Origin of the sequence: Microbacterium pullorum, assembly GCF_014836535.1 — a bacterium.
In the GTDB taxonomy this organism is placed as follows: Bacteria; Actinomycetota; Actinomycetes; order Actinomycetales; family Microbacteriaceae; genus Microbacterium; species Microbacterium pullorum.
This window is the reverse complement of sequence record NZ_JACSQP010000003.1, coordinates 322,197-345,065: the sequence shown is the minus strand read 5'-3', so window position 1 is coordinate 345,065 and position 22,869 is coordinate 322,197. Positions and strand designations below refer to the sequence as shown.

The following is a 22,869-nucleotide window of genomic DNA, read 5'->3' as shown; positions in this document are numbered from 1 at the left end:
CCGGCCCCGATCAGTCGAGCAGCCGCCCACTGCGCGGTGGCGCGATGGCACCGGCCTGCGCGCGGGCGAGGTCATCCTCTGCGGCGCGCACATTGCGGTCAGCCCGCCACGCCTGCCACCACGGCGCCTTCTCGCGCGCCGCCATCGCTTCGCGCAGTCGCACCTCGGCGGCGACGACCAGTGCCCGCGCTTCGGCCGCCCGGCGCTGTGCTTCGGTGCTCTGGGCGAGGGGGATGTTCTGGTCGGCGGCGACCACCGCGATCCACGACGCCGCGACGAGGATCACGATCGCGATCAGACGGAACCACACGAGGAACGCGATGAAGACCGAGAACGTCGCCAGCAGCGGGTTGGCGGGGGTGTACACGAGCAGCAGGCCGGCGCCCAGCTGCAGCACGCCGATCGCGCCGCCGCCGAGGAGGGCCCCGGGCCAGATGGTGCGCCAGGGCACCGAGGCGCCGGCGAGGAAGCGGAACAGCAGCGCGAGGGCGGCGGAGTTGATGCCGTAGGCCACGAGGATCGACCCCACCCGGCTCAGCACCGAGACCCACGTGGACGCGTCCCATCCGAGCAGCTCGAAGAGCAGATTGAGGGCTCCCGATGCCACTGCCCCCAGCCCCGCACCGAGCACGAGCGACACGCCGAAGCCGGCCGCCGCCAGGAAGTCGCGCGCCTTCAGCAGCAGGTAGCTGCGGCTGTCGAAGGGCAGCGCGAAGATGTCGCGCACCGCGCGGCGGGTGTAGGTGACGAAGCCGATGGCGGTCCAGATCGCCACCAGGAGGGCGACCGAACCCGTGACCGCCAGGGTGCCGGTGCTGGAGCGGGCGACCTCGGTGACGTCTTCGCGGGTGACCAGCCCATCGGCGGAGATGAGGTCGGGGATGTAGGAGTTGACGACCGCGATGAGGGCGTCGATGGCCTGCGTGCTGCCACCGAGCCAGATGCCGATGATCGCGAACGCGCAGTACAGCACCGCGAACATGGCGAACAGCGACTGGTAGCTGATGCTCGCCGCCAGAAGGAACCCGTTGTGTCGCAGAAAGTGGCGCCACACCCGCACGGGGAACGACGCCATCGTCCGCTGGGTGAGGGCCGTGGCGTGCTCGATCGGTTCGTCCAGCCGGTCCCGCAGTGCCGAGTCATCCCACCATGCGCGCCACGACGCGTCACGCCCGTCGTCGGCGGGCCGATTCCGGTCGGAGTCACTCACACGCCCCAGCGTAGCGAGGGCGGATGCCGCAGGTCGCGGCATCCGCCCTCGGAGAGCGCTGGGTGTGACTACTTGCGCAGGATCGCCTGCTTGACCTCGGCGATGGCCTTGGTGACCTCGATGCCGCGGGGGCACGCCTCAGTGCAGTTGAACGTGGTGCGGCAGCGCCACACGCCTTCCTTGTCGTTGAGGATGTCCAGGCGGGCGTCGCCGGCATCGTCGCGCGAGTCGAAGATGAACCGGTGCGCGTTGACGATGGCGGCGGGGCCGAAGTACTGCCCGTCGGTCCAGAACACGGGGCACGACGACGTGCACGCAGCGCACAGGATGCACTTGGTGGTGTCGTCGTAGATCTCGCGGTTGGCGATCGTCTGGATGCGCTCCTTGCCGGGCTCCGCCTTCGTGCCGGCGATGAGGAAGGGCTGCACCTCGCGGTAGGAGGCGAAGAACGGCTCCATGTCGACGATGAGGTCCTTCTCCAGCGGCAGGCCCTTGATGGCCTCGACGTAGATGGGCTTCGAGATGTCGAGGTCCTTGATGAGGGTTTTGCACGCCAGGCGGTTGCGGCCGTTGATGCGCATCGCGTCGGAGCCGCAGATGCCGTGCGCGCAGGAGCGGCGGAAGCTCAGCGACCCGTCGACCTCCCACTTGATCTTGTGCAGCGCGTCGAGCACGCGGTCGGTCGGGTACAGCTCCACGTCGTAGTCCACCCAGCGCGGCTCGGCGTCCTGCTCGGGGTCGAAGCGGCGGATGATGAAGGTGACGAGGAACGACTGGATGCCGGTGTCGGGCGCGGCTTCCTCGGACACCGGAGCGTCCGTCGGGGCGATCGCTGTTGCGGCCATGCCTAGTACTTCCTCTCCATCGGCTGGTACCGGGTGATGACGACGGGCTTCCAATCCAGCCGGATGTGGTCTTCGGGGTGCGACGAGTGGGGGTCGCCCGAGAGGTAGGCCATCGTGTGCTTCATGTAGTTCTCGTCGTCGCGCTTGGGATAGTCGTCGCGCATGTGGCCGCCACGGCTCTCCTTGCGGTTGCGGGCGGTGACGACGACGACCTCGGCGAGGTCGAGCAGGAAGCCGAGCTCGACCGCTTCGAGCAGGTCGGTGTTGTACCGTTTGCCCTTGTCGTCGACGTGCACGTTGTTGTAGCGCTCGCGCAGGTCCGCGATGACGTCCATGACCTCGGCGAGGGACTCGTCGGTGCGGAACACCTGGGCCTTGCGGTCCATCTCGTCCTGCAGGGTCTTGCGCAGCACGGCGATGCGCTCGGTGCCGGGGTTGTTGCGCAGCCCCTCGAGCATGTCCCGCACCTCCTTGGCCGGGTCCTCCGGCAGCGGGACGAAATCGGCCGTCTGCACGTACTCCACGGCGTTGCGCCCGGCGCGCTTGCCGAACACGTTGATGTCCAGCAGCGAGTTGGTGCCGAGGCGGTTGGAGCCGTGCACCGAGACGCACGCGCACTCGCCGGCGGCGTAGAGGCCCGGGACGACGGTGGTGTTGTCGGCCAGCACCTCGGCGTTGACGTTGGTGGGGATGCCGCCCATCGCGTAGTGCGCGGTCGGCATGACCGGAACCGGCTCCACCACCGGGTCGACGCCCAGGTAGGTGCGGGCGAACTCGGTGATGTCGGGGAGCTTGGTCTCCAGCACCTCGGCACCCAGGTGCGTGCAGTCCAGCAGCACGTAGTCGCGGTGGGGACCCGCGCCCCGACCCTCGGCCACTTCCTGCACCATGCAGCGGCTCACGATGTCACGGGGGGCGAGGTCCTTGATGGTGGGGGCGTAGCGCTCCATGAAACGCTCGCCCGAGGCGTTGCGCAGAATCGCTCCCTCACCACGGGCACCCTCGGTGAGGAGGATGCCGAGACCGGCGAGGCCGGTGGGGTGGAACTGGAAGAACTCCATGTCCTCCAGCGGCAGCCCCTTGCGCCAGATGACGCCGACGCCGTCACCGGTGAGGGTGTGGGCGTTGGAAGTGGTCTTGAAGATCTTGCCGAAGCCGCCCGTGGCGAAGATGACGGCCTTGGACTGGAAGACGTGCAGGTCTCCCGTGGCCAGCTCGTACGCCACGACGCCGGCGACCTGGGTCGAGCCGTCGTCGGCGGTGACCGTGATGAGGTCGAGCACGTAGAACTCGTTGAAGAAGTTGATGCCGAGCTTGACGCAGTTCTGGAACAGCGTCTGCAGGATCATGTGGCCGGTGCGGTCGGCGGCGTAGCACGCGCGGCGCACGGGGGTCTTGCCGTGATCGGCGGTGTGGCCGCCGAAGCGCCGCTGGTCGATCTTGCCCTCGGGGGTGCGGTTGAACGGCAGCCCCATGTTCTCGAGGTCGATGACGGCGTCGATGGCCTCTTTGGCGAGGATCTCCGCGGCATCCTGGTCGACGAGGTAGTCGCCACCCTTGACCGTGTCGAAGGTGTGCCACTCCCACGAGTCCTCTTCGACGTTGGCCAGGGCCGCCGCCATGCCACCCTGCGCCGCACCGGTGTGCGAGCGGGTCGGGTAGAGCTTCGAGATCACGGCGGTCTTCGCCCCGGGGCCGGCCTCGATCGCCGCCCGCATGCCGGCGCCGCCGGCGCCCACGATCACGATGTCGAACTGGTGGTAGTGAACGCCGTCCTTGACGACGACGCCTTCGCTCTGGGTACTCACGTGTCAGATGCCTTCACTCTCTGCTGCGTCGCGCGGCGGGACTACGCCGCGCACTTCTCGATCAGCCACTCGGTCGTGCTGTTCTCGATCCCGAGGCAGGGGTCGAAGGTGAAGACGACCAGCGTGCCGAGGACGATCATGAGGCCTGCCGAAAGCCAGAGGGCCCAGACCAGCACGCGGCGCGCGGTGGCACCGGTGACGTAGTCGTTGACGATCGTGCGCATGCCGTTGGCGCCGTGGATGAACGCCAGCCAGAGCATCAGCACGTCCCACCACTGCCAGAACGGCGAGGCGAACTTACCGGCGACGAAGGCGAAGTCGATGCCGTGGATGCCGTCGCCGAGCATGAGGTTGACGAACAGGTGCCCGAAGATCAGGACGACCAGCAGCACGCCGGAGGCGCGCATGTAGATCCAGCCCCACTTCTCCAGGTTCGCGCCGCGCTTGCGGGGCGTGGTGTGCGGGGTGCGGGGCGCGGCAAGGGTGTCGGCGCTCATCAGGAACCCCCTCCCATCTCGGCGAAGACGTTCATGAGGTGACGGGGCGTGAAGCCGAGCATCGTCACCGCCCAGAGACCGATGACGCCCCACCACAGCTGACGCTGGTAGCGGGCGCCCTTGGACCAGAAGTCCACGACGATGATGCGCAGCCCGTTGTAGGCGTGGTAGGCGATCGCGCCGACCAGCACTACTTCACCCAGGCCCATGACCGGGTTCTTGTAGGTGCTCATCACCGCGTCGTACGCCTCGGGCGCCACCCGGATGAGTGCCGTGTCGAGCACGTGGACGAGCAGGAAGAAGAAGATCGCGACGCCGGTGATGCGGTGCAGCACCCACGACCACATGCCTTCGTTGCCGCGGTACAGGGTGCCGCGTGGCGTCTTCGATGTCGTCTCTTTCACCGACAGTGCGACGCGTGCTGGTGCAGCCACTTCGTCCTCCATGGTCGACAGGGGAGGCGGATCGCCCACAGTGCCGGGGGCAGGATCCGCGTTGCGTCACAGGGGCGCGACTTCCATCCTATTCCCGTGGATCGAACCCGGGCGACGACGGCCCGCCTTGTCGGGATGTTCACGGGGCCGATCCCGCGTGGATAGCCTGGGCGCATGGCTGACACCCTCCCCAACTTCTACGCCGTCATTCCCGCTGGAGGTATCGGGAGCCGGCTGTGGCCGCTCTCGCGTGCCGATGCCCCGAAGTTCCTGCACGATCTGACCGGCTCCGGTCAGACGCTGCTGCGCGACACGTGGGATCGCCTGGAGCCGCTCGCGGGTGCTGACCGCATCGCCGTGGTGACCGGTCGCGCCCACCGTGCCGCGGTGGAGGAGCAGCTGCCCGGCATCCCCGATCGCAACGTCTTCCTCGAGTCCGACCCGCGCGAGTCGGCGGCCGCGATCGGACTGGCGGCCGCGATCCTCGTGCGTCGCGAGCCCGATGTCATCATCGGCTCCTTCGCCGCCGACCACGTGATCCGGGGCACCCGCACGTTCGAGTTCGCCGTGCAGCAGGCCGTCGCCGTCGCGCGCGAGGGCTACATCTGCACGATCGGCATCCAGCCGTCGGAGCCGTCGGTGGGCTTCGGCTACATGCGCAAGGACGGCGAGCTGATCGTCGACGGCGCCCCCGAGGCCGCCGTCGTCGAGCGCTTCGTGGAGAAGCCCGACCTCGACACGGCGAAGGAGTACTTCGCCGACCGGTCGTATCTGTGGAACGCGGGCATGTTCATCTCCCGCGCCGATGTGCTGCTGGCCGAGATCGCCGAGAACGCTCCCGACCTGCACGCCGGGCTCATCGAGCTCGCGGAGGTCTGGGATGACCGCGAGCGCCGCGGCCCGGTCGTGGACCGCGTGTGGCCGACGCTGCCCAAGATCGCCATCGACTATGTCGTCGCCGAGCCGGCAGCGGAGAAGGGCCGCCTGGCCGTCATCCCCGGTCACTTCGACTGGGATGACGTGGGGGACTTCGCGAGCCTCGCCAAGCTCAACTCGCACGGACGCAACGAGCTGGCGATCCTGGGGAAGAACGCCCGCATCCTCTCCGACGCCGCCAGCGGGATCGTGGTGAGCCAGACCTCGCGGGTCATCAGCCTGATCGGGGTGAAGGACATCGTGGTGGTCGACACCGACGACGCGCTGCTGGTCACCACGAGCGAGCACGCGCAGCGCGTGAAGGGTGTCGTGGACGCCCTGAAGCTCACCGGTCGCGGCGACGTCCTCTGAACCGCGTGACGGGATGATTGCGTCTTTGTAACCATTCCGTCGCGGAGCGGCTGGGAGCGTGCACAGATATCGTAATAATCGGTAACGTCAGGGGGCGATCGCGAAATCCGCGAGCCCACCAATGTGGAGGCTGCATTGACCATCTCGACCACCAAGAAGGTCCTCGGCGTCACCGGTGCAGCGGCGCTGCTCGTGTCGCTCGCCGGCTGCGCTTCGGCGCCCGAGGAGAACACCGGCGGCAGCGCGGCGCCCGAGCCCGCTGACGACTTCAAGCCCTGCCTGATCTCGGATGAAGGCGGCTGGAACGACCGCTCGTTCAACCAGGCCGCCAAGGAGGGCATGGACCGCGCGCTCGAAGAACTCGACATCGAGGGCATCGAGATGGAGTCGACGACCCCGAACGACTACGCCCCGAACCTCGAGACGCTGGTCTCCGAGGGCTGCTCGTTCATCGTCTCGGTCGGGTTCAACCTGTCGGCCGCGACCGTGGAGTCGGCGCTGGCCAACCCCGAGATCGACTACGCGATCATCGACGACCTGGCAGACAACGACTTCGACGGCACCACCGACGCCCCGAACATCAAGCCGCTCATCTTCGACACCGCTGAGGCGGCCTACCTCGGCGGTTACGCTGCCGCGGCATGGTCCGAGCAGAACGGCGTGAACAAGGTCGGCACCTTCGGCGGCATGCAGATCCCGTCGGTCGCCGTGTTCATGGACGGCTTCCAGCTCGGCGTCGACAAGTACAACGAGGACAAGGGCGCTGCCGTCGATGTCTTCGGTTGGGACACCGCGACGCAGGAGGGTCAGTTCACCGGTGGCTTCACCGCGAACGACACCGCCAAGCAGACCGCTCAGGCCGTGCTCGACCAGGGCGTGGACGTCATCCTCCCCGTCGGCGGTCCGATCTACCAGAGCGCTGCCGCGGCCATCGCCGACAGCGGCTCGGACGTGCTGATGATCGGTGTCGACAAGGACCTCGCCGTCGCCGACGACACCGTCACCGACATCACGCTGGTGTCGATCATGAAGGCCATCGACGTCGCCGTCTACGACGCCACGCTCGAGGCCGCCGCCGGTGACTTCGACGCGACCCCGTACGTCGGCACGCTCGAGAACGAGGGCGTGAAGCTGTCCAGCTTCCACGACTTCGAGGCGGACCTGCCCGAGGGCCTGGTCGACGAACTGGCCGCTCTGCAGGAGCAGATCGTCGCCGGTGACATCGTGGTGGAGTCGCCGAACTCCCCGTGACCGCATGACGTCACGCTCGGGGCGGGCAACGATCAGTCGTTGCCCGCCCCGAGCCGTTCCGAACGACGCGCACGCCCCCGTTCCACAAGGATCGGCGTGCTGGATAAGGTGCAGGTATGAAGCTCGAGCTACGCGGGATCACCAAGAGATTCGGCAGCCTCGTCGCCAACGATCGGATCGACCTGACGGTCGCGCCGGGTGAGATCCACGCGCTCCTGGGTGAGAACGGAGCCGGCAAGTCCACCCTGATGAACGTCCTGTACGGCCTGTATCAGGCCGATGAGGGCGAGATCCTCCTCGATGACGCGGTGCAGTACTTCCGGGGTCCCGGTGACGCCATGGCGGCAGGCATCGGCATGGTGCATCAGCACTTCATGCTGATACCGGTGTTCACCGTCGCCGAGAACGTCATGCTCGGCCATGAGTCCACCAAGGCGCTCGGAGTCCTCGACCTCGCCGCCGCCCGCGCACACGTGCGCGCCGTCGCCGACCGGTTCGGGTTCGACATCGATCCCGACGCGATGGTCGGCGACCTGCCCGTCGGCGTGCAGCAGCGAGTCGAGATCATCAAGGCGCTCTCCCGCGACGCCAAGGTGCTCGTCTTCGACGAGCCCACTGCGGTGCTCACCCCCCAGGAGACCGACGAGCTGATGGCGATCATGCGCCAGCTGCGCGACGAGGGCACCTCCATCGTCTTCATCACCCACAAGCTCCGCGAGGTGCGCGAGGTCGCCGACCGCATCACCGTCATCCGGCTCGGCGCCGTGGTCGGCGAGGCCTCACCGTCCGCCACGAACACCGAGCTGGCCTCTCTCATGGTCGGGCGCGCCGTCGAGCTCACCGTGCACAAGCAGCCGCCGCGCCTCGGCGAGGGCGGCCTGGAAGTGCGGGGCCTGCGGGTGCTCACCCCGGGCGGTGTCGTCATCGTCGATGACATCAACTTCGACGTGCGCCCGGGCGAGGTGCTCGCCATCGCCGGGGTGCAGGGCAACGGTCAGACCGAACTCGTCGAGGCCATCGTCGGCCTCGCGACCCGCGTGGAGGGCTCCATCCGCCTCGGCGGCACCGAGCTCGTCGGCAAGGGCGTGCGCGGCATCCTCGACGAAGGGGTCGGGTTCGTGCCCGAGGACCGCACCCAGGACGGCCTCGTGGGCGGGTTCTCGGTCGCCGAGAACCTCATCCTCGACCGCTCGTCCGACCCCGCCTTCGTGCGCCTCGGCACGATCAACCGCTCCGCCCTCGACGCCTTCGCCCGCGATCGCATCGAGGAGTACGACATCCGCACGCGCGGGCCCGAGACCCCGGCCGGCACGCTCTCCGGCGGCAACCAGCAGAAGGTCGTCATCGCCCGCGAACTCAGCCGCGATCTGCGGCTGCTCGTGGCGGCGCAGCCCACTCGCGGCGTCGACGTCGGATCGATCGAGTTCATCCACAAGCGGATCATCGAGACACGGGATGCCGGTGTGCCGGTGATCGTCGTGTCCACCGAGCTCGACGAGGTCACCGCCCTCGCCGATCGCATCGCGGTCATGTACCGCGGCACGATCGTCGGCGTCGTCCCCGGCGACACGCCCCGCGACATCCTCGGCCTGATGATGGCCGGCGCCAGCGACCCGGAGGTGGCAGCATGACCGGCACGACGCCCGGTGCCGACGACGTGACCGGGGGATTGCCCCCCGAGCAGCTCCCGCCGGTGAAGAGCCCGCTCACCGGCGAGGCCGACCCGGCTCCGCCGCGTGCGAACGTCTTCATCAAGGACCTGCTGCGCGGCAACGCCGTCACCACGATCCTCGCGATCGTGCTGGCGATGATCGTCGGCGGCATCCTCATCGCCCTCACCGACGACGACGTGCAGGAGTCGGCCGTCTACTTCTTCGCCCGACCCGGCGACACGTTCGTGGCCATCTGGCAGTCGGTGTACGGCGGATACGAGGCGCTGTTCCGCGGCGCGGTGTTCAACCCGCGTGGCGCGGACTTCGCGGCGCAGATCCGTCCGCTCACCAACTCGCTCGGATTCGCGGCCCCGCTGATCGCCGCCGGTCTGGGTGTGGCGCTGGCGTTCCGCGTCGGCCTGTTCAACATCGGCGCCCGCGGCCAGATGCTGGTGGGCGCGATCTTCGCGGCATTCTTCGCCTTCAACCTCGACCTGCCGATGTGGGCTCATCTGCCTCTGACGCTACTGGCCGGCATCGTCGGCGGGGCGATCTGGGGCGGCATCGTGGGCCTGCTCAAGGCCCGCACCGGTGCCCACGAGGTGATCCTCACGATCATGCTCAACTACGTGGCGTACTACCTGCTGCTGTGGATGATCCGCACGCCGGGACTGCTGCAGAAGCCCGGGACCAACCAGCCGATCACCTCCGCCACCCCCGAGACCGCACAGTTCCCCGACCTGTTCGGGCCGTCGTTCCCGCTGCTGGACTGGGGCTTCGTCGTCGTCATCATCGCGACGCTCATCGTCTGGTGGGTCGTGGAGCACTCGAGCCTCGGGGTGCGCATGCGTGCCGTGGGTGAGAACCCGTTCGCGGCGCGCGCCGCCGGCGTCAGCGTGCAGCGCATCTACATCTACGCGATGCTCTTCGCCGGGGGACTTGCGGGCCTGGCCGCGATGAACCAGATCCAGGGGTCGGTGACCACCGGGTTCACCGGAACCATCGACGCCGGCATCGGCTTCGACGCGATCACGGTGGCGCTGCTCGGTCGCAGCCGCGCGTGGGGCACCTTCGCCGCCGGCATCCTGTTCGGAGCTCTCAAGGCGGGATCGTTCTCGATGCAGGCACAGGGCATCCCGGTGGACATCGTGCTGGTCGTGCAGGCGCTCATCGTGCTGCTGATCGCCGCGCCGCCGCTGCTGCGCACGATCTTCTTCCTGCCCAAGACCGACGCGGAGAAGGCTGCCAAGGCGCGAGCCAAGGCCGCGAAGAAGGCGGTGACGGCATGACCGCTCTCGCTCCCGCCGCATCCGGCATGGCGCTGGGCACCGTGAAGCAGCGGTACCTGAAGCTGCCCATCGTGCTGGGGATCGTCACCCTGCTGCTGGCGGCGCTGTTCCTGTTCGCGCCGCGCGACGGCATCAGCACCTTCCGTCTCGGCGACGCCACTTCGGCCATCGTGCTGCCCGAGGTGGAACTGCCGACGGCCTCCACCAGTTGGCTGCTGCTCGTGCTGCTCGTGCTGCTCACGGCCTGGTCGGCCTGGGATGCCTGGTCCTACCGCCGCCCGGCGCTGTGGCTGCCCATCGTCTACGGTGTGCTCGCCGTGTTCGCGTTCCTGGTGTGGGCCGCCGCCGACGGGCTCGTCCCGGTCACCGGTCTGCTGTTCGGTGCGATCTCACTCTCGGTGCCCCTCGTCTTCGGCGCCCTCGGCGGCGTGATCGGCGAACGTGTCGGCGTCGTCAACGTCGCCATCGAGGGTCAGCTGCTGCTGGGCGCGTTCTCGTCGGCGCTGCTGTCCTCGATCACCGGCAACCCCTTCATCGGTCTGCTGGGTGCGATGCTCGGCGGCGTGCTGGTGGCGTTCGTGCTGGCCGCCTTCGCGATCAAGTACCTCGTGGACCAGGTCATCGTCGGTGTCGTGCTCAACGTGCTGGTCACCGGCCTCACCGGCTTCCTCTACGGGGCGCTGCTGGTTCCCAACGAAGAGCAGCTCAACCGCCCCGTGCGCTTCACACGCCTGGAGATCCCGCTGCTCAGCGACATCCCGATCATCGGGCCGGTGCTGTTCAACCAGACCTTCCTGGTGTACCTCATGTACATCACGGTGGGCGTCGTCGCCTGGGCGCTGTACCGCACCCGCTGGGGGCTGCGTCTGCGCGCGGTGGGTGAGCACCCGCAGGCCGCCGACACCGTCGGCATCAAGGTCAACATGTCCCGCTTCTGGAACGTGTCTCTCGCCGGGGCGATCGCCGGTATGGGTGGGGCGTACTTCACGCTGGTGTCGGTGCCGCAGTTCACCAAGGAGATGACCGCGGGCCTCGGCTTCATCGCCCTCGCCGCCGTGATCTTCGGCCGCTGGGATCCGCTGCGCGCCGCCCTCGCGGCGCTGCTGTTCGGGTTCGCCACCAACCTGCAGAACCTGCTGACGGCGCTGCGCACACCCATCCCCAGCGAGTTCATGCTCATGCTGCCGTACGTGGTGACCATCATCGCCGTCGCCGGATTCGCCGGGCAGATCCGCGGCCCCGCGGCATCCGGCAAGCCATACATCAAGGGATGACATCGACATGACCGACATCGATTGGGATCATCTCCGCGCCGTCGCGACGGAGGCCATGGAGCGCGCTTACGCCCCCTACTCCCGGTACCGCGTGGGCGCGGCAGCGCTCGTGACCGACGGTCGCGTCGTCGCCGGGTGCAACGTCGAGAACGCCTCCTACGGCGTCGGGCTCTGCGCGGAGTGCGCTCTGGTGGGCGACCTGCAGATGTCCGGTGGCGGACAGCTCGTCGCGTTCGTCTGCGTCAACAACGAAGGCCAGACCATCATGCCGTGCGGGCGCTGCCGACAGCTTCTGTACGAATTCGCCCTTCCGGGCATGCTGCTGGAGACCGTCTCCGGCATCCGCACGATCGACGAGGTGCTGCCTGACGCGTTCGGCCCCCGTGACCTGGAGGACGCCGCACGATGAGTTCTGAGAACGTCGAACCGTTCGACGCCGTCGACGTCATCCGCGCCAAGCGCGACGGCGCCGCCGTACCCGAAGACGCACTGCGCTGGATGGTCGACGCCTACACCCGTGGCTACGTCGCCGACGCGCAGATGGCCTCGTTCGCGATGGCTGTGCTTCTGAACGGCATGCAGCGCAACGAGATCCGCGTGCTCACCGACGCGATGATCGCGTCGGGGGAGCGGATGAGCTTCGCCGGTCTCGGCAAGCGCACCGTCGACAAGCACTCCACCGGTGGCGTCGGTGACAAGATCACCCTGCCGCTCGCGCCGCTGGTCGCATCCTTCGGCGTCGCCGTGCCGCAGCTGTCGGGCCGCGGCCTCGGTCACACCGGCGGGACGCTGGACAAGCTCGAGTCGATCCCCGGCTGGCGAGCGGCCCTCACCAACGACGAGCTGTTCGCGCAGCTGCGTGACATCGGCGCGGTCATCTGCGCCGCCGGGTCGGGGCTCGCCCCGGCCGACAAGAAGCTCTACGCGCTGCGGGATGTCACCGGTACGGTCGAGGCCATCCCGCTCATCGCATCGAGCATCATGTCGAAGAAGATCGCCGAGGGCACCGACGCGCTGGTGCTGGACGTGAAGTTCGGCGGCGGCGCGTTCATGCGCGACGTCGACAAGGCCCGCGAGCTCGCGCGCACGATGGTGGCCCTCGGGACCGACTCGGGCGTGGCGACCACGGCGCTGCTGACCGACATGAACACCCCGCTGGGACTCGCGATCGGCAACGCCAACGAAGTGCGCGAGTCCGTCGAGGTGCTCGCCGGCGGCGGACCCGCCGACATCGTGGAGCTCACCGTCGCCCTCGCGCGAGAGATGCTGGCCCTGGCCGGTCAGCCCGACGCCGACGTCGAGGCCGCGCTGCGCGACGGCCGGGCGATGGACACCTGGCGTGCAATGATCCGCGCGCAGGACGGCGACCCCGACGCCGCCCTCCCCGAACCCCGCGAGACCCACACCGTCACCGCTTCGTCGTCGGGTGTCCTCACGCGCCTGGACGCGCTGCCGTTCGGCATCGCCGCCTGGCGGCTGGGCGCCGGACGCGCCCGCGCCCAGGACCCGGTGCTGCACGCCGCGGGTATCGACCTGCACGTCAAGCCCGGCGACACGGTGATCGAGGGTCAGCCGTTGTTCACCTTGCTGGCCGATGATGACAAGCGGTTCACCCGCGCCTTCGATGCTCTCGAGGACGCCTGGGAGATCGGGGACACCGCCCCGCCCGCCCGCCCGCTCGTGCTCGAGCGCATCACCGCCTGACCCCGCACCGAACGAAGGAAGCCGCCATGGCCATCGATCAGAACGACGACGCCCGCGTGCAGGGAGTCTCGATCCGGGAGCTCCCGAAGGTCTCGCTGCACGATCACCTCGACGGTGCGGTCCGCCCGGAGACGATCATCGAGCTGGCCGACGCGATCTCGCTCGAGGTCCCCGAGACCGACCCCGGCGCCCTCGCCGATTGGTTCGCCGAGCGCAGCGACTCGGGCTCCCTCGTGGAGTACCTGAAGACCTTCGACCTCACCACCGCCGTCATGCAGACCCGCGAGGGGCTGACCCGTGTGGCACGGGAGTTCGTCGAGGACCTCGCCGCCGACGGCGTGGTCTACGGCGAGGTGCGCTGGGCGCCCGAGCAGCACCTCCAGGGCGGTCTGAGCCTGGAGGATGTCGTCGAAGCCGTGCAGGAGGGCATCGAAGACGGGGAGGATGCCGTCGAAGCCGCCGGCCGCGACATCCGCGTGGGTCAGCTCATCACCGCGATGCGCCACACCGACCGGTCGCTGGAGATCGCCAAGCTCGCGGTCGAGTTCCGCACCCGCGGCGCAGTCGGCTTCGACATCGCCGGTCCCGAGGACGGCTTCCCGGCCGCGAACCACCGCGCGGCGTTCGACTACCTCGCCTCGCAGTTCTTCCCCGTCACGGTGCACGCGGGCGAGGCGGCCGGGCTCGACTCGATCCGCTCGGCTCTCATCGACGGTCGCGCGCTGCGCCTCGGCCACGGCGTGCGCATCGCCGAAGACCTCGAGGTCATCTCCCGAGAGGGCGAAGAGGTGTTCGTGCAGCTCGGCGACCTCGCCCGCTGGGTGCGTGACCGCGAGATTCCGCTTGAGCTGTCACCGTCGTCGAACCTGCAGACCGGCGCGATCGAGCAGTGGGGCAAGGAGCTCGAGGACCACCCGTTCGACCTGCTCTACCAGCTGGGCTTCGCGGTGACGGTGAACGTCGACAACCGCACGCAGAGCCGCACCTCGCTCACCCGGGAGCTGGCGCTGCTGGCGGAGACGTTCGAGTACGACCTCGGCGACCTCGAGGCGTTCCAGCTCAATGCCGCCGCCGCAGCGTTCCTCTCGGTCGAGGAGCGCGAGGAGCTCATCGAGCTCATCGCCGACGGCTTCGCCCGCTGAGCGTCACCCGAGATCCTGCGCGGCGAACGCGTCAAGCTCATCGGCGAGGCGCGCCGCCATCTCGTCGTCGGTGATGGTGGGCGTGCCGTCACCGGCCTGCGGGCCGTAGGCACCGAACGACGCGTGTGAGGCGCCGTCGATCTCGACCATCTCGGCGTCGTCGGGGAGCAGCGGGCGGGCGTCGGCGATCTTCTCGGGGGTGGACAGGCCGTCCTCGCTGCCGGCGAGGCTGAGGACCGGCAGGTCGGTCTCGGCGATATCTGTGGCGCAGTACGAGGCGAACAGCGCCAGCGCGTCGGCGTCCTCGGCCAACTGGCATGCCCGCACGCCGCCGAGGGAGTGCCCGCCGACGATCCAGGTGGATACCTCCGGGGCGAGAGCGGTGAACGCATCGAGGCCGCGCAGGTCGAAGAAGGCGAGGTTCAGCCAGGGCTTGGTGATGACCACGGTCACCTTGTCCTCGGCGACGACGTCGGCGAGGGTCGCGGCGTACGCCCACGGGTCGACCTTCGCGCCCGGAATGAACACCAGACCCGTGTCCGAAGCGCCCTCGGCGGGGGAGAGCACGATGCCGGCGGAGTCGTCGGTGATCGCGATGCGCTCGTCGGCGCGCACGGCCGCGAGCGGCTCGGGCTCCGCAGCCATGACACCGACCTGGCTCCACACCAGGATCCCCACCACGGCGGCGACGATCAGCGCGCCGAGGGACAGGAGCACCCACCGCACGACCCCCCGGCCTCGACGCGGCCGGGCGGGAGCCGCGGGAGGGGTCGGAGTCCCCTCCGCCCCCTCCCGCGGCTCGCCGGCGTCGGTGCTCAAGACAGCGCGCCCTGGCGGGCCTGTACGGCGGCGAGCACAGCGGGCACGAGAGGGTGGCCGGGTTCGAGACCCGTGACCGACGCCGTGAACGTCGCGGCATCCTGCTCGCGCAGCAGCCGCTGCAGGTCGACCGACTGCGGGTCCTCGGGGTCGTCGAATTCGAGCGCGGCGGCCATGGCGGCCACGAGCCCGTCCACCGACAGCCCACGTTCGGCGGCTTCTGCCGCGGGCCCGACGAACCGCTCGTGTCGCGAGAGTTTGCGCAGCGGCTGCCGTCCCACCCGCCACACCGTGTCAGGCAGGGCGGGGTTGGCGAAGCGGCGCAGGATCGTGGCGCGGTAGTCGGCCATCTCGCGCGCGTCGAGGCCGTGCTTGGCGACCAGCAGCGCGGAGGTCTCCTCGAGCGCCGCAGCGACCGCCGCGGCGATGGCGGGGTCCGACAACGCGGCGGCGATCGTGTCCACCCCGGCGCGGGCGCCGAAGTACGCGGTCGCGGCGTGGCCGGTGTTCACCGTGAAGAGCTTGCGTTCGATGTAGGGCGCCAGGTCGCCGACGAAGTGCGCGCCCGGGATCGAGGGCAGCTCACCCCCGAACGGCGCGCTCTCGATGGCCCACTCGTAGAACGGCTCCACCGTGACGTCCACGCCCTCGCCGGGTGCCTGGGCGGGCACGATGCGGTCCACGGCGGTGTTGGCGAAGATGGCGCGGCCGGCGATGGCATCCCACCCGTCCTCCGCCTGCGCACGGATCTCGTCGCGCAGCACGTCGGTGGCGTTGATCGCGTTCTCGCACGCCATGATCTTCAGCGGCGGGAGCGCAGGGTCGCGCATCGCCAGGCCGGCGACCAGGTGCGGGGCGACGAAACGCAGCACGGTGGGTCCGACCGCGGTGGTGACGACATCGGCCGTGGCGACCTCGTCGATGACCTGCTGCGGATCGGTCTGGCTGTTGATCGCGCGGAAGCGGGTCACGACCTTGTCGGTGCCGCCCTCGCCGACCTCGTGCACGGTGTACGAGTCGGCGGCGTTGATCGCATCGACGAGCGGGGCCTGCACGTCGGAGAAGACGAGGTCGTAGCCGCCCTCGTGCAGCAGCAGGCCGACGAAGCCGCGCCCGATGTTGCCGGCGCCGAAGTGGACGGCCTTCATGATGCGTTGACGGTCGACAGGAGGGCGAAGAGCTCTTCGGGCGTCTGTGCCTGCTTGAGCTTTTCCACCTCGTCGTCGTCGGAGAAGAGCAGGGCGATCTGGGACAGGATCTCGAGGTGCTCGTCGCCCTTGCCCGCGATGCCCACGACGAAGGTCACGGGGTTGCCGTCCCAGTCGACGCCGCCGTCATAACGCACGAACGACAGGGCCGATTCGAGGATCGCGTCCTTCGTCTCGTTGGTGCCGTGGGGGATGGCCAGCTCGTTGCCCATGTAGGTCGAGACCGTCTCCTCGCGCTGCTGCATCGCGTCGAAGTACGCGCCGGTGACGGCGCCGGCGGCCTGCAGGATGTCGGCCGCCTCCTTCATGGCGTCCTCACGACTCACCGAACCCGCATGGATGCGGACCTGTCCCACGCTGAGCACATCACGTGCCATGTCTTGTCCCTTCCTTCGGACGGATGCCGTGGCATCCGTTCCTCCACTGTCACAGGTCATGCGCCGCCCGACGAGGGCTTGCGCACTGCCCGGCGACCGCCATAGCGGTCGAGCGGGCGAGGCCGTGGGCCGGCGGCATCACACCACCGGCCCACGGCGTGCTGTCACGCCCCGTCGTGCTGGGAGCGGACGAGGTCCACGACCTCCTCGTACTTCGGGGAGTTCATGAAGTTGTCCACCGAGACGTGCACCGCGTTCGGCGTCTGCTGACGGGCGCGCTCGGTGAGCTGGTTCTGCGTGATGACGAGGTCCGCGGAGGAGTCGAGGTTCGCGATCGCCTTGTTGACGACCGTGACGTCCTCGAGGCCCGCCTTCTTCATCTTGTTGCGCAGCACGCTGGCACCCATGGCCGACGACCCCATGCCCGCGTCGCACGCGAACACGATGTTCTTGATCTGGCGCTCGGTCATCACCGCCGGCTCGATGCCGCCGTCGGCTGCGGTCGCCGCGCCGCCGCGCAGGTTGCCCAGCGCGTCGGAGGACTTGCCCTTGGCCGCCTCGGTCTGGGTGATGGCCTCGCCGAAGGCGTCATCGGTCGCCGCCAACGCCGCGAGATCCCGCTTGCGGGAGGCCCGCAGGATCAGCGCCGCGATGACGAACGTCACGGCAGCCGAGAGGATCACCGACAGGATCACGGCGAAATAGGCGCCCGATGCCGTCTGCGCGATGACCGCGAGGATGCTTCCCGGAGCGGCGGGGGCGCGCAGCGCCCCGCCCAGCAGCATGTTGGTGGTGACGCCGGTCATGCCGCCGCCGATGAGGGCGAGGATGAGGACCGGCTTCATGAGGGCGTACGGGAAGTACACCTCGTGGATGCCGCCGACGAACTGGATGAGCGCGGCGCCGGGAGCCGAGGCGCGTGCGGCACCGAGACCGAAGAACGCGAACGCCAGGAGCAGGCCGAGGCCCGGGCCGGGGTTGGCCTCGAGCAGGAACAGGATCGAGGAGCCCTCGTCGGCGGCCTGCTGGATGCCCAGCGGCGTGAGCACACCGTGGTTGATGGCGTTGTTGAGGAACAGCACCTTCGCCGGCTCGATCAGGATGCTCGTCAGCGGCAGCAGGTTCAGCTCGACCAGCCAGTTCACGGCGTTGCTGAGGATCCCCATGAGGCCGTTCACGAGCCATGCGACCGGGTAGAACCCGACGACGGCCATGACGAAGCCCCAGATGCCGGCCGAGAACATGTTGACGAGCATCTCGAAGCCCGCCTTGATCTTGCCCTCCCACAGGCCGTCGAGCCACTTCATCGTGTAGGCCGCGAGCGGGGCCATGGCCATCGCGCCGATGAACATGTGCACCTGCCCGAGCTGGTCGGCGCCTTCGGGCAGCGAAGCGTTGAAGTTCGCGATCAGCAGGTCGGAGCCGGCGATGGCACCCATGGTCGCGATGGAAGCGACGACGCCGCCGCGCACACCGTAGATGATCGTGCCGCCGGTGTAGCCGATGATGATCGGCAGCAGGTAGTGGATGAACGGTCCGACGATCGTGGACAGATCGGCGTTGGGGGTGAAGCCCTTCTCGATGAAGAAGGCGGTGAAGATGCCCCACGCGATGAGGGCGGGGATGTTCGGCATGATCATGCCGGACAGGAACGTGCCGAAGCGTTGCACTCCGACCTTTGCCCGGCTCCCGCCCGCTGCGGGCGTAGACGACGATGTCATGACAGTGTCTCCTTCTCTCGGGTTGCGGTCTGCTGGGCCGCGAGGCGGGCCCCCGCTGCGTCATCGGCGGTGAGGGCGGCTTGAGCGATGCGGCGCGCATCGTGAAGCGTGTGATCGAGCAGGCTGGCGCGCACGTCGGCCAGCGCCGTGGGCGCCATGGAGAGCGTCTTGGCTCCCAGGCCCACCAGCACGACGGCCAGCAGCGGGTCTGCGGCCGCCTCGCCGCAGATGCCCACCGGCTTGTCGTGGGCGGCGCCGGCCTCGCCCACCTCACGGATCAGGCGCAGCACGGCGGGGTGCCACGGGTCCTGGAAGGCCGCGACCGAGCCGAGCAGCCGGTCGGCGGCGAGGGTGTACTGGGTGAGGTCGTTCGTGCCGATCGAGGCGAAGTCGGCGATCTGGAGCACCTTGTCGGCCAGCAGCGCCGACGAGGGCACCTCCACCATGACGCCGGCGGTCTTGATGCCGTAGTCGCGGGCCATCTCGGTGAAGTACCGCGTCTCCTCGACGGTGGACACCATCGGCGCCATGACCCAGAGGTCGGCCTCTGTCGCGGCATCCGCCTGCGCCAGCGCCGTCAGCTGCTCGCGCAGGATGTCCTCGCTCGCGCGCAGGGCGCGCAGCCCCCGGAGCCCCAGCGCCGGGTTCTCCTCGTGCGCGTCATTGAGGAAGGCCAGCGGCTTGTCGGCGCCGGCGTCGAGCACCCGCACGACGACCTTCTTGCCCGGGAAGGCGGCCAGCATCTTCGTGTACGTCTCGCGCTGCTGCTCCACCGTCGGCGCGGAGCTGGAAGAGAGGAAGAGGAACTCGGTGCGGAACAGGCCCACGCCCTCCGCGCCCAGCGCGACCGCTTCTTCGGCGCCCTCGGGCTTGCCGAGGTTGGCCAGCAGCGGCACCGGGGTGCCGTCGGCCAGCGCGCCGGGGGTGATCGGGGCGGACGCCGCAGACGCGCGGGCGTCGGCACGGTTCTGCGCCCGGGCGAGGTCCTCTTCGCTCGGCGACGTGGTCACGACCCCCGCCGCGGCATCCACGATCACCGTCTCGCCGTCGGCGAGGTCCTTCGCCCCGACCGCGCCGACGACGGCGACGATCGACTTCTCGCGGGCGAGGATCGCGGTGTGCGAGGTGGGTCCGCCCTCGGTGGTGACCAGGGCGAGCACCTTGTCGAGGTCGAGCAGGGCCGTGTCGGCGGGGGCGAGGTCCTTCGCGACGAGCACGAAGGGGTGACCGGGGTCGGGGACGCCGGGGGCGGGCACACCGCGCAGATGCGCGATGACCCGCTGGGCCACATCGTCGAGGTCCGCGGCGCGCTCGCCGAGGTAGCCGCCCATCGCCGTCAGCTGCTCGCGGAACGTCGCGAATGCGTCGAACACGGCGAACTCCGCCGTCTTGCCCTGCGCGATGCGCGCATCGACCTCGGTCAGCAGCGACGGGTCCTCGGCCATCATGGCCTGCGCCTCGAGCACGTCGCGGGCGGCGCCACCGGCCTTCGCACCTCGTTGCTCGAGCTCGCGGGCGACGGCGGTCACCGCCGCGCGCGCACGCTCTCGCTCCTGCTCGGCCGTCTGCTCGCTCGCCGTGTCGGCGGGGGCGGGCAGGGGCTCGGCCATGCGCGCGACCGGTCCCTGGGCGACGCCCAGTCCGATGCCCACTCCGCGCAGTTCACTCATCATGTCTCCTTCGTCGGTCATTCGGAGTCGAAATCGGTGGCGAGCAGCTCGGCGAGCGCGTCGAGTGCGGCCTCGGCTCCGTCGCCGTCCGCAGTGAGTGTGACGTAGTCGCCACGCTCCACACCCAGCGCGATGACGCCGAGGATGCTCGCAGCATTCGTGGGCGTCCCGGCGTCCTTGGAAATCGTGATCGGGATGCCGGAATCCTTCGCCGCCTGCGCGAAGAGCTTGGCGGGGCGAGCGTGCAGGCCGTGAGACGAGCCGACGCGGACCGTGCGGGTGAGCTGGGTCATGACGCTTCCCTTTCCTTCAAGGCCTCCTGCACGACCGTGAGGGTTCGGGTGCCGTCGCGGTCGCTGAAGATGTCTGCGGGAAGGAGCACCACGGCGGTGCCTCGTCGGTCGGCCTCGTGCTGGATCCGCTCCAGCGCGTGTGCGAGGTGGGGGCCCACCAGCACGACGTCGGCCGCATCCAGATCGCTCGGCAGCGATTGCTCGGTGCCGGCGAAAGCCGCATACGGCAGGCCGTGATCGCTCGCGGCGCGACGTACGCGTTGCGCGACGAACGTACTGGACGCACCCGCTCCGCACACGACGAGGATCCTCATCGACCTTCCTCCCTGCTCCCCCCATTCTCGTGAAAGGACTGTGACCGGACAACCAGGGTTGCTTCCGCGGGGGCGGAAGAGCGCAGGACGCGTGGTTGACTGGTTCCAGACTTCAGGTTTCAGGCGTCGGGGGACCACGTGACACGAGCAAGGCAGGATCGTCTGCTCATGCTGCTCACCCGCGACGGCCAATGGCGCACGGCCGCGACCATCGCCGATGCGCTGGGGGTCACCCCGCGCAGCGTGCGCAGCTACGTCACCGCGCTCAACGCCCGGGTGCCGGGCGGTACCGCGGTGGAGTCCGGGCCCCAGGGCTACCGGGCGGGGGCGGATGCCACGGCGGCGCTGCGCGCCGGTACCGAGTCGAGCACACCGCGCGACCGGCTTCACTCCCTCGTGCGCATGCTGCTCGATGCTGACGACGGCATCGACGTGTTCGAGACCGCTGACAGGCTGTATGTGAGTCCCGCCACCATCGACGCCGACCTCGCCCGCGTGCGGGGTCTGCTCGGCGGTACCGATCTGACGCTGGAGCGCTCGGCATCCCGCGCGCGGCTGCGCGGCACCGAGGCCGCGCAGCGACGGCTGCTCAGCCGGCTCGCGCACGACGAGATGGAAGCAGGCTCCTTCGACCTCGAAGTGCTGCGGCGCACCCTCGGCACGCAGTCGATCGGCGCGCAGGCGTTCGGGCCGTTCAAATCCGAACTCGTCGCCGGACTCGGGGACCTCGGCTACTTCGTCAACGAACTCGGCATCGCCGACGTCGTCATGCACATCGCCATCGCCGCCGACCGGGTCTCACGGGACCGCGCACTGGAGGGTGGCGAGCCCGACGGCGACGCGGCGCGCGCGGAGATCAGCGCGCTCATCGACCGACTGAGCGTCGCGCACTTCGGCATGAGTCTCGGTGCGGGCGACCTCGCGCACCTCGCGACCCTCATCCTCACCCGCATCGTCGCACCCGGTGAAGGCCCGGCCGATCGGGCGCGGGATCGGTTGGACCCCGAGGTGGAGCGGGTCGTTCGCGAGGTCGTCGAAGCGGCGGCATCGGAGTTCCTCGTCGACATCGCACACGAGGACTTCATCCTGCGACTGGCCCTTCACGTGCAGAACCTGCGCCACCGTGCCCGGGAACAGGCGTGGTCGCGCAACCCGCTCACCCGCTCGCTCAAATCGACCTACCCGATGATCTTCGAGGTCGCCGTCTTCATCGCCAGCGGTCTGGCCGATCGCCTCGGCATCCCGCTGATGGATGACGAGATCGCCTACATCGCGATGCACGTCGGCGGACGACTGGAGCGCAGCCGCCGTGCCGATGAGCTGTTGACCGCGACGATCGTGTGCCCCGGCTACTACGAGCTGCACGAACTGCTGCGCTCGAGCGTCGACCGTTCGCTCGGGCAGGCCGTCGACGTCGTCGGTGTGGAGACCCGGGCGGATCCGGATTGGGCCGGCATCCACACCGACCTCGTGCTCACCACGATCGACCCTCCGACGCCGGGGGAGCGGATCGTGCGCATCCAGCCCTTCCTCACCGACGCCGACGTCGAGCGCGTGCAGGCGGCGGCGGGACGCGTGCGCCGCGGGCGGCGTCTGGCCCGGCTGCGGGCGGAGCTCGAGCGCTACTTCTCCGCGGGCGCGTTCATCCGCGGTCTCGACGGCGACGCCGACGAAGAAGCCGTCATCCGGCGGCTGGGCGGACTGCTCGTCGCCGACGGCGTGATCGACGACGACTACGTGCAGCGCACCATCGAGCGGGAGCGGCTGTCGTCGACGGCTTTCACCGACGCGCTGGCGGTGCCGCACGCGCTGGGGATGACCGCGACCCGCACCGCGATCGCGATCGGCATCGCCGAGCCGTCGATTCGGTGGGGCGATGGCCGCGTGCAGGTGGTGGCGTTCACCGCCTTCTCCGAAAGCGACCGCGCGGCGTTCCAGACGGTGTTCGAGCAATTCGTCGAGGTGTTCAGCGAGCGCGACAGTGTGCAGCGGATCGTCCGCCGCGGCACCGACTTCGCCGCGTTCCTGGACGAGCTGGTCGCCGTCATCGACGGCTGAGCCGCCTCGCTCCCGA

General features: G+C 69.3%; 21 protein-coding genes. 9 read left to right on the top strand and 12 right to left on the bottom strand.

What is annotated here, in order from left to right; all coding sequences use genetic code 11:
- Positions 1-10: 10 nt before the first annotated feature.
- The 5 genes from H9651_RS06475 to sdhC form a co-directional block, all read right to left on the bottom strand.
- Positions 11-1,210 carry a YihY/virulence factor BrkB family protein gene (locus H9651_RS06475; RefSeq protein WP_318244788.1) on the bottom strand — a complete coding sequence of 400 codons (1,200 nt, stop codon included), beginning with the start codon at positions 1,208-1,210 and terminating at the stop codon, positions 11-13.
- 68 nt (positions 1,211-1,278) lie between these two features.
- Positions 1,279-2,055, bottom strand: a complete 777-nt coding sequence (locus tag H9651_RS06470; RefSeq protein WP_191718451.1) for a succinate dehydrogenase iron-sulfur subunit — start codon at positions 2,053-2,055, stop codon at positions 1,279-1,281.
- Positions 2,056-2,057: 2 nt separating this feature from the next.
- Entirely contained in the window at positions 2,058-3,863 is a 1,806-nt protein-coding gene (gene sdhA, locus H9651_RS06465; protein WP_191718450.1) for a succinate dehydrogenase flavoprotein subunit, read from the bottom strand.
- Positions 3,864-3,904: 41 nt separating this feature from the next.
- Positions 3,905-4,360, bottom strand: a complete 456-nt coding sequence (locus tag H9651_RS06460) for a succinate dehydrogenase hydrophobic membrane anchor subunit (protein ID WP_191718449.1) — start codon at positions 4,358-4,360, stop codon at positions 3,905-3,907.
- Positions 4,360-4,794: a succinate dehydrogenase, cytochrome b556 subunit gene (gene sdhC / locus H9651_RS06455; RefSeq protein WP_318244787.1), complete on the bottom strand. Its 435-nt coding sequence runs from the start codon at positions 4,792-4,794 to the stop codon at positions 4,360-4,362. The genes H9651_RS06460 and sdhC overlap by 1 nt, the downstream gene beginning before the upstream one ends.
- Before the next feature lie 174 nt (positions 4,795-4,968).
- On the opposite strand from sdhC, the gene H9651_RS06450 reads away from it, so the two are divergent.
- The 8 genes from H9651_RS06450 (at position 4,969) to H9651_RS06415 (ending at position 14,393) form a co-directional block, all read left to right on the top strand.
- Entirely contained in the window at positions 4,969-6,081 is a 1,113-nt protein-coding gene (locus H9651_RS06450) for a mannose-1-phosphate guanylyltransferase (RefSeq protein ID WP_191718447.1), read from the top strand.
- Between the two features lie 135 nt (positions 6,082-6,216).
- On the top strand, positions 6,217-7,332 hold the full coding sequence (locus H9651_RS06445) for a BMP family lipoprotein (protein ID WP_191718446.1): 1,116 nt from the start codon (positions 6,217-6,219) through the stop codon (positions 7,330-7,332).
- Positions 7,333-7,448: 116 nt separating this feature from the next.
- Positions 7,449-8,963, top strand: coding sequence for an ABC transporter ATP-binding protein (locus H9651_RS06440; protein ID WP_191718445.1), 1,515 nt, complete (start codon positions 7,449-7,451; stop codon positions 8,961-8,963).
- Positions 8,960-10,273: an ABC transporter permease gene (locus tag H9651_RS06435; protein ID WP_191718444.1), complete on the top strand. Its 1,314-nt coding sequence runs from the start codon at positions 8,960-8,962 to the stop codon at positions 10,271-10,273. The genes H9651_RS06440 and H9651_RS06435 overlap by 4 nt, the downstream gene beginning before the upstream one ends.
- A complete protein-coding gene (locus tag H9651_RS06430) occupies positions 10,270-11,547 on the top strand; it encodes an ABC transporter permease (RefSeq protein ID WP_191718443.1) in 1,278 nt (425 codons plus the stop codon). Before H9651_RS06435 ends, H9651_RS06430 begins: the two co-directional genes overlap by 4 nt.
- A 7-nt stretch (positions 11,548-11,554) precedes the next feature.
- A complete protein-coding gene (locus tag H9651_RS06425) occupies positions 11,555-11,956 on the top strand; it encodes a cytidine deaminase (protein ID WP_191718442.1) in 402 nt (133 codons plus the stop codon).
- Positions 11,953-13,251 carry a thymidine phosphorylase gene (locus H9651_RS06420; RefSeq protein ID WP_191718441.1) on the top strand — a complete coding sequence of 433 codons (1,299 nt, stop codon included), beginning with the start codon at positions 11,953-11,955 and terminating at the stop codon, positions 13,249-13,251. The genes H9651_RS06425 and H9651_RS06420 overlap by 4 nt, the downstream gene beginning before the upstream one ends.
- Positions 13,252-13,277: 26 nt before the next feature.
- Positions 13,278-14,393, top strand: coding sequence for an adenosine deaminase (locus H9651_RS06415; RefSeq protein ID WP_191718440.1), 1,116 nt, complete (start codon positions 13,278-13,280; stop codon positions 14,391-14,393).
- Positions 14,394-14,396: 3 nt separating this feature from the next.
- Here the strand turns inward: H9651_RS06415 and H9651_RS06410 are convergent, their stop codons facing one another.
- From H9651_RS06410 to H9651_RS06380, 7 genes are all read right to left on the bottom strand, one after another.
- On the bottom strand, positions 14,397-15,110 hold the full coding sequence (locus H9651_RS06410; protein ID WP_318244786.1) for an alpha/beta hydrolase: 714 nt from the start codon (positions 15,108-15,110) through the stop codon (positions 14,397-14,399).
- Positions 15,111-15,208: 98 nt separating this feature from the next.
- On the bottom strand, positions 15,209-16,360 hold the full coding sequence (locus H9651_RS06405; protein WP_191718439.1) for a mannitol-1-phosphate 5-dehydrogenase: 1,152 nt from the start codon (positions 16,358-16,360) through the stop codon (positions 15,209-15,211).
- Positions 16,357-16,797: a PTS sugar transporter subunit IIA gene (locus tag H9651_RS06400; protein ID WP_191718438.1), complete on the bottom strand. Its 441-nt coding sequence runs from the start codon at positions 16,795-16,797 to the stop codon at positions 16,357-16,359. The genes H9651_RS06405 and H9651_RS06400 overlap by 4 nt, the downstream gene beginning before the upstream one ends.
- Positions 16,798-16,961: 164 nt before the next feature.
- Entirely contained in the window at positions 16,962-18,518 is a 1,557-nt protein-coding gene (locus H9651_RS06395) for a PTS mannitol transporter subunit IICB (protein ID WP_191718437.1), read from the bottom strand.
- Complete coding sequence (gene ptsP, locus H9651_RS06390; protein WP_191718436.1) at positions 18,515-20,188, bottom strand: phosphoenolpyruvate--protein phosphotransferase; 1,674 nt, start codon at positions 20,186-20,188, stop codon at positions 18,515-18,517. The genes H9651_RS06395 and ptsP overlap by 4 nt, the downstream gene beginning before the upstream one ends.
- Before the next feature lie 17 nt (positions 20,189-20,205).
- Positions 20,206-20,481, bottom strand: coding sequence for an HPr family phosphocarrier protein (locus tag H9651_RS06385; protein WP_191718435.1), 276 nt, complete (start codon positions 20,479-20,481; stop codon positions 20,206-20,208).
- Positions 20,478-20,795, bottom strand: coding sequence for a PTS sugar transporter subunit IIB (locus tag H9651_RS06380; RefSeq protein ID WP_191718434.1), 318 nt, complete (start codon positions 20,793-20,795; stop codon positions 20,478-20,480). The genes H9651_RS06385 and H9651_RS06380 overlap by 4 nt, the downstream gene beginning before the upstream one ends.
- A 168-nt stretch (positions 20,796-20,963) precedes the next feature.
- On the opposite strand from H9651_RS06380, the gene H9651_RS06375 reads away from it, so the two are divergent.
- Complete coding sequence (locus tag H9651_RS06375; RefSeq protein ID WP_191718433.1) at positions 20,964-22,853, top strand: BglG family transcription antiterminator; 1,890 nt, start codon at positions 20,964-20,966, stop codon at positions 22,851-22,853.
- Positions 22,854-22,869 lie beyond the last annotated feature (16 nt).

What these genes read in the sequence shown, in the direction of transcription:
- H9651_RS06385 (WP_191718435.1), bottom strand. Translation starts at nt 20,481, where the DNA reads ATGACCCAGCTCACCCGCACGGTCCGCGTCGGCTCGTCTCACGGCCTG.
- H9651_RS06425 (WP_191718442.1), top strand. Translation starts at nt 11,555, where the DNA reads ATGACCGACATCGATTGGGATCATCTCCGCGCCGTCGCGACGGAGGCC.
- H9651_RS06450 (WP_191718447.1), top strand. Translation starts at nt 4,969, where the DNA reads ATGGCTGACACCCTCCCCAACTTCTACGCCGTCATTCCCGCTGGAGGT.
- H9651_RS06405 (WP_191718439.1), bottom strand. Translation starts at nt 16,360, where the DNA reads ATGAAGGCCGTCCACTTCGGCGCCGGCAACATCGGGCGCGGCTTCGTC.
- H9651_RS06460 (WP_191718449.1), bottom strand. Translation starts at nt 4,360, where the DNA reads ATGAGCGCCGACACCCTTGCCGCGCCCCGCACCCCGCACACCACGCCC.
- H9651_RS06380 (WP_191718434.1), bottom strand. Translation starts at nt 20,795, where the DNA reads ATGAGGATCCTCGTCGTGTGCGGAGCGGGTGCGTCCAGTACGTTCGTC.
- H9651_RS06435 (WP_191718444.1), top strand. Translation starts at nt 8,960, where the DNA reads ATGACCGGCACGACGCCCGGTGCCGACGACGTGACCGGGGGATTGCCC.
- H9651_RS06420 (WP_191718441.1), top strand. Translation starts at nt 11,953, where the DNA reads ATGAGTTCTGAGAACGTCGAACCGTTCGACGCCGTCGACGTCATCCGC.
- H9651_RS06395 (WP_191718437.1), bottom strand. Translation starts at nt 18,518, where the DNA reads ATGACATCGTCGTCTACGCCCGCAGCGGGCGGGAGCCGGGCAAAGGTC.
- H9651_RS06375 (WP_191718433.1), top strand. Translation starts at nt 20,964, where the DNA reads ATGCTGCTCACCCGCGACGGCCAATGGCGCACGGCCGCGACCATCGCC.
- H9651_RS06400 (WP_191718438.1), bottom strand. Translation starts at nt 16,797, where the DNA reads ATGGCACGTGATGTGCTCAGCGTGGGACAGGTCCGCATCCATGCGGGT.
- H9651_RS06415 (WP_191718440.1), top strand. Translation starts at nt 13,278, where the DNA reads ATGGCCATCGATCAGAACGACGACGCCCGCGTGCAGGGAGTCTCGATC.
- ptsP (WP_191718436.1), bottom strand. Translation starts at nt 20,188, where the DNA reads ATGAGTGAACTGCGCGGAGTGGGCATCGGACTGGGCGTCGCCCAGGGA.
- H9651_RS06470 (WP_191718451.1), bottom strand. Translation starts at nt 2,055, where the DNA reads ATGGCCGCAACAGCGATCGCCCCGACGGACGCTCCGGTGTCCGAGGAA.
- H9651_RS06430 (WP_191718443.1), top strand. Translation starts at nt 10,270, where the DNA reads ATGACCGCTCTCGCTCCCGCCGCATCCGGCATGGCGCTGGGCACCGTG.
- H9651_RS06440 (WP_191718445.1), top strand. Translation starts at nt 7,449, where the DNA reads ATGAAGCTCGAGCTACGCGGGATCACCAAGAGATTCGGCAGCCTCGTC.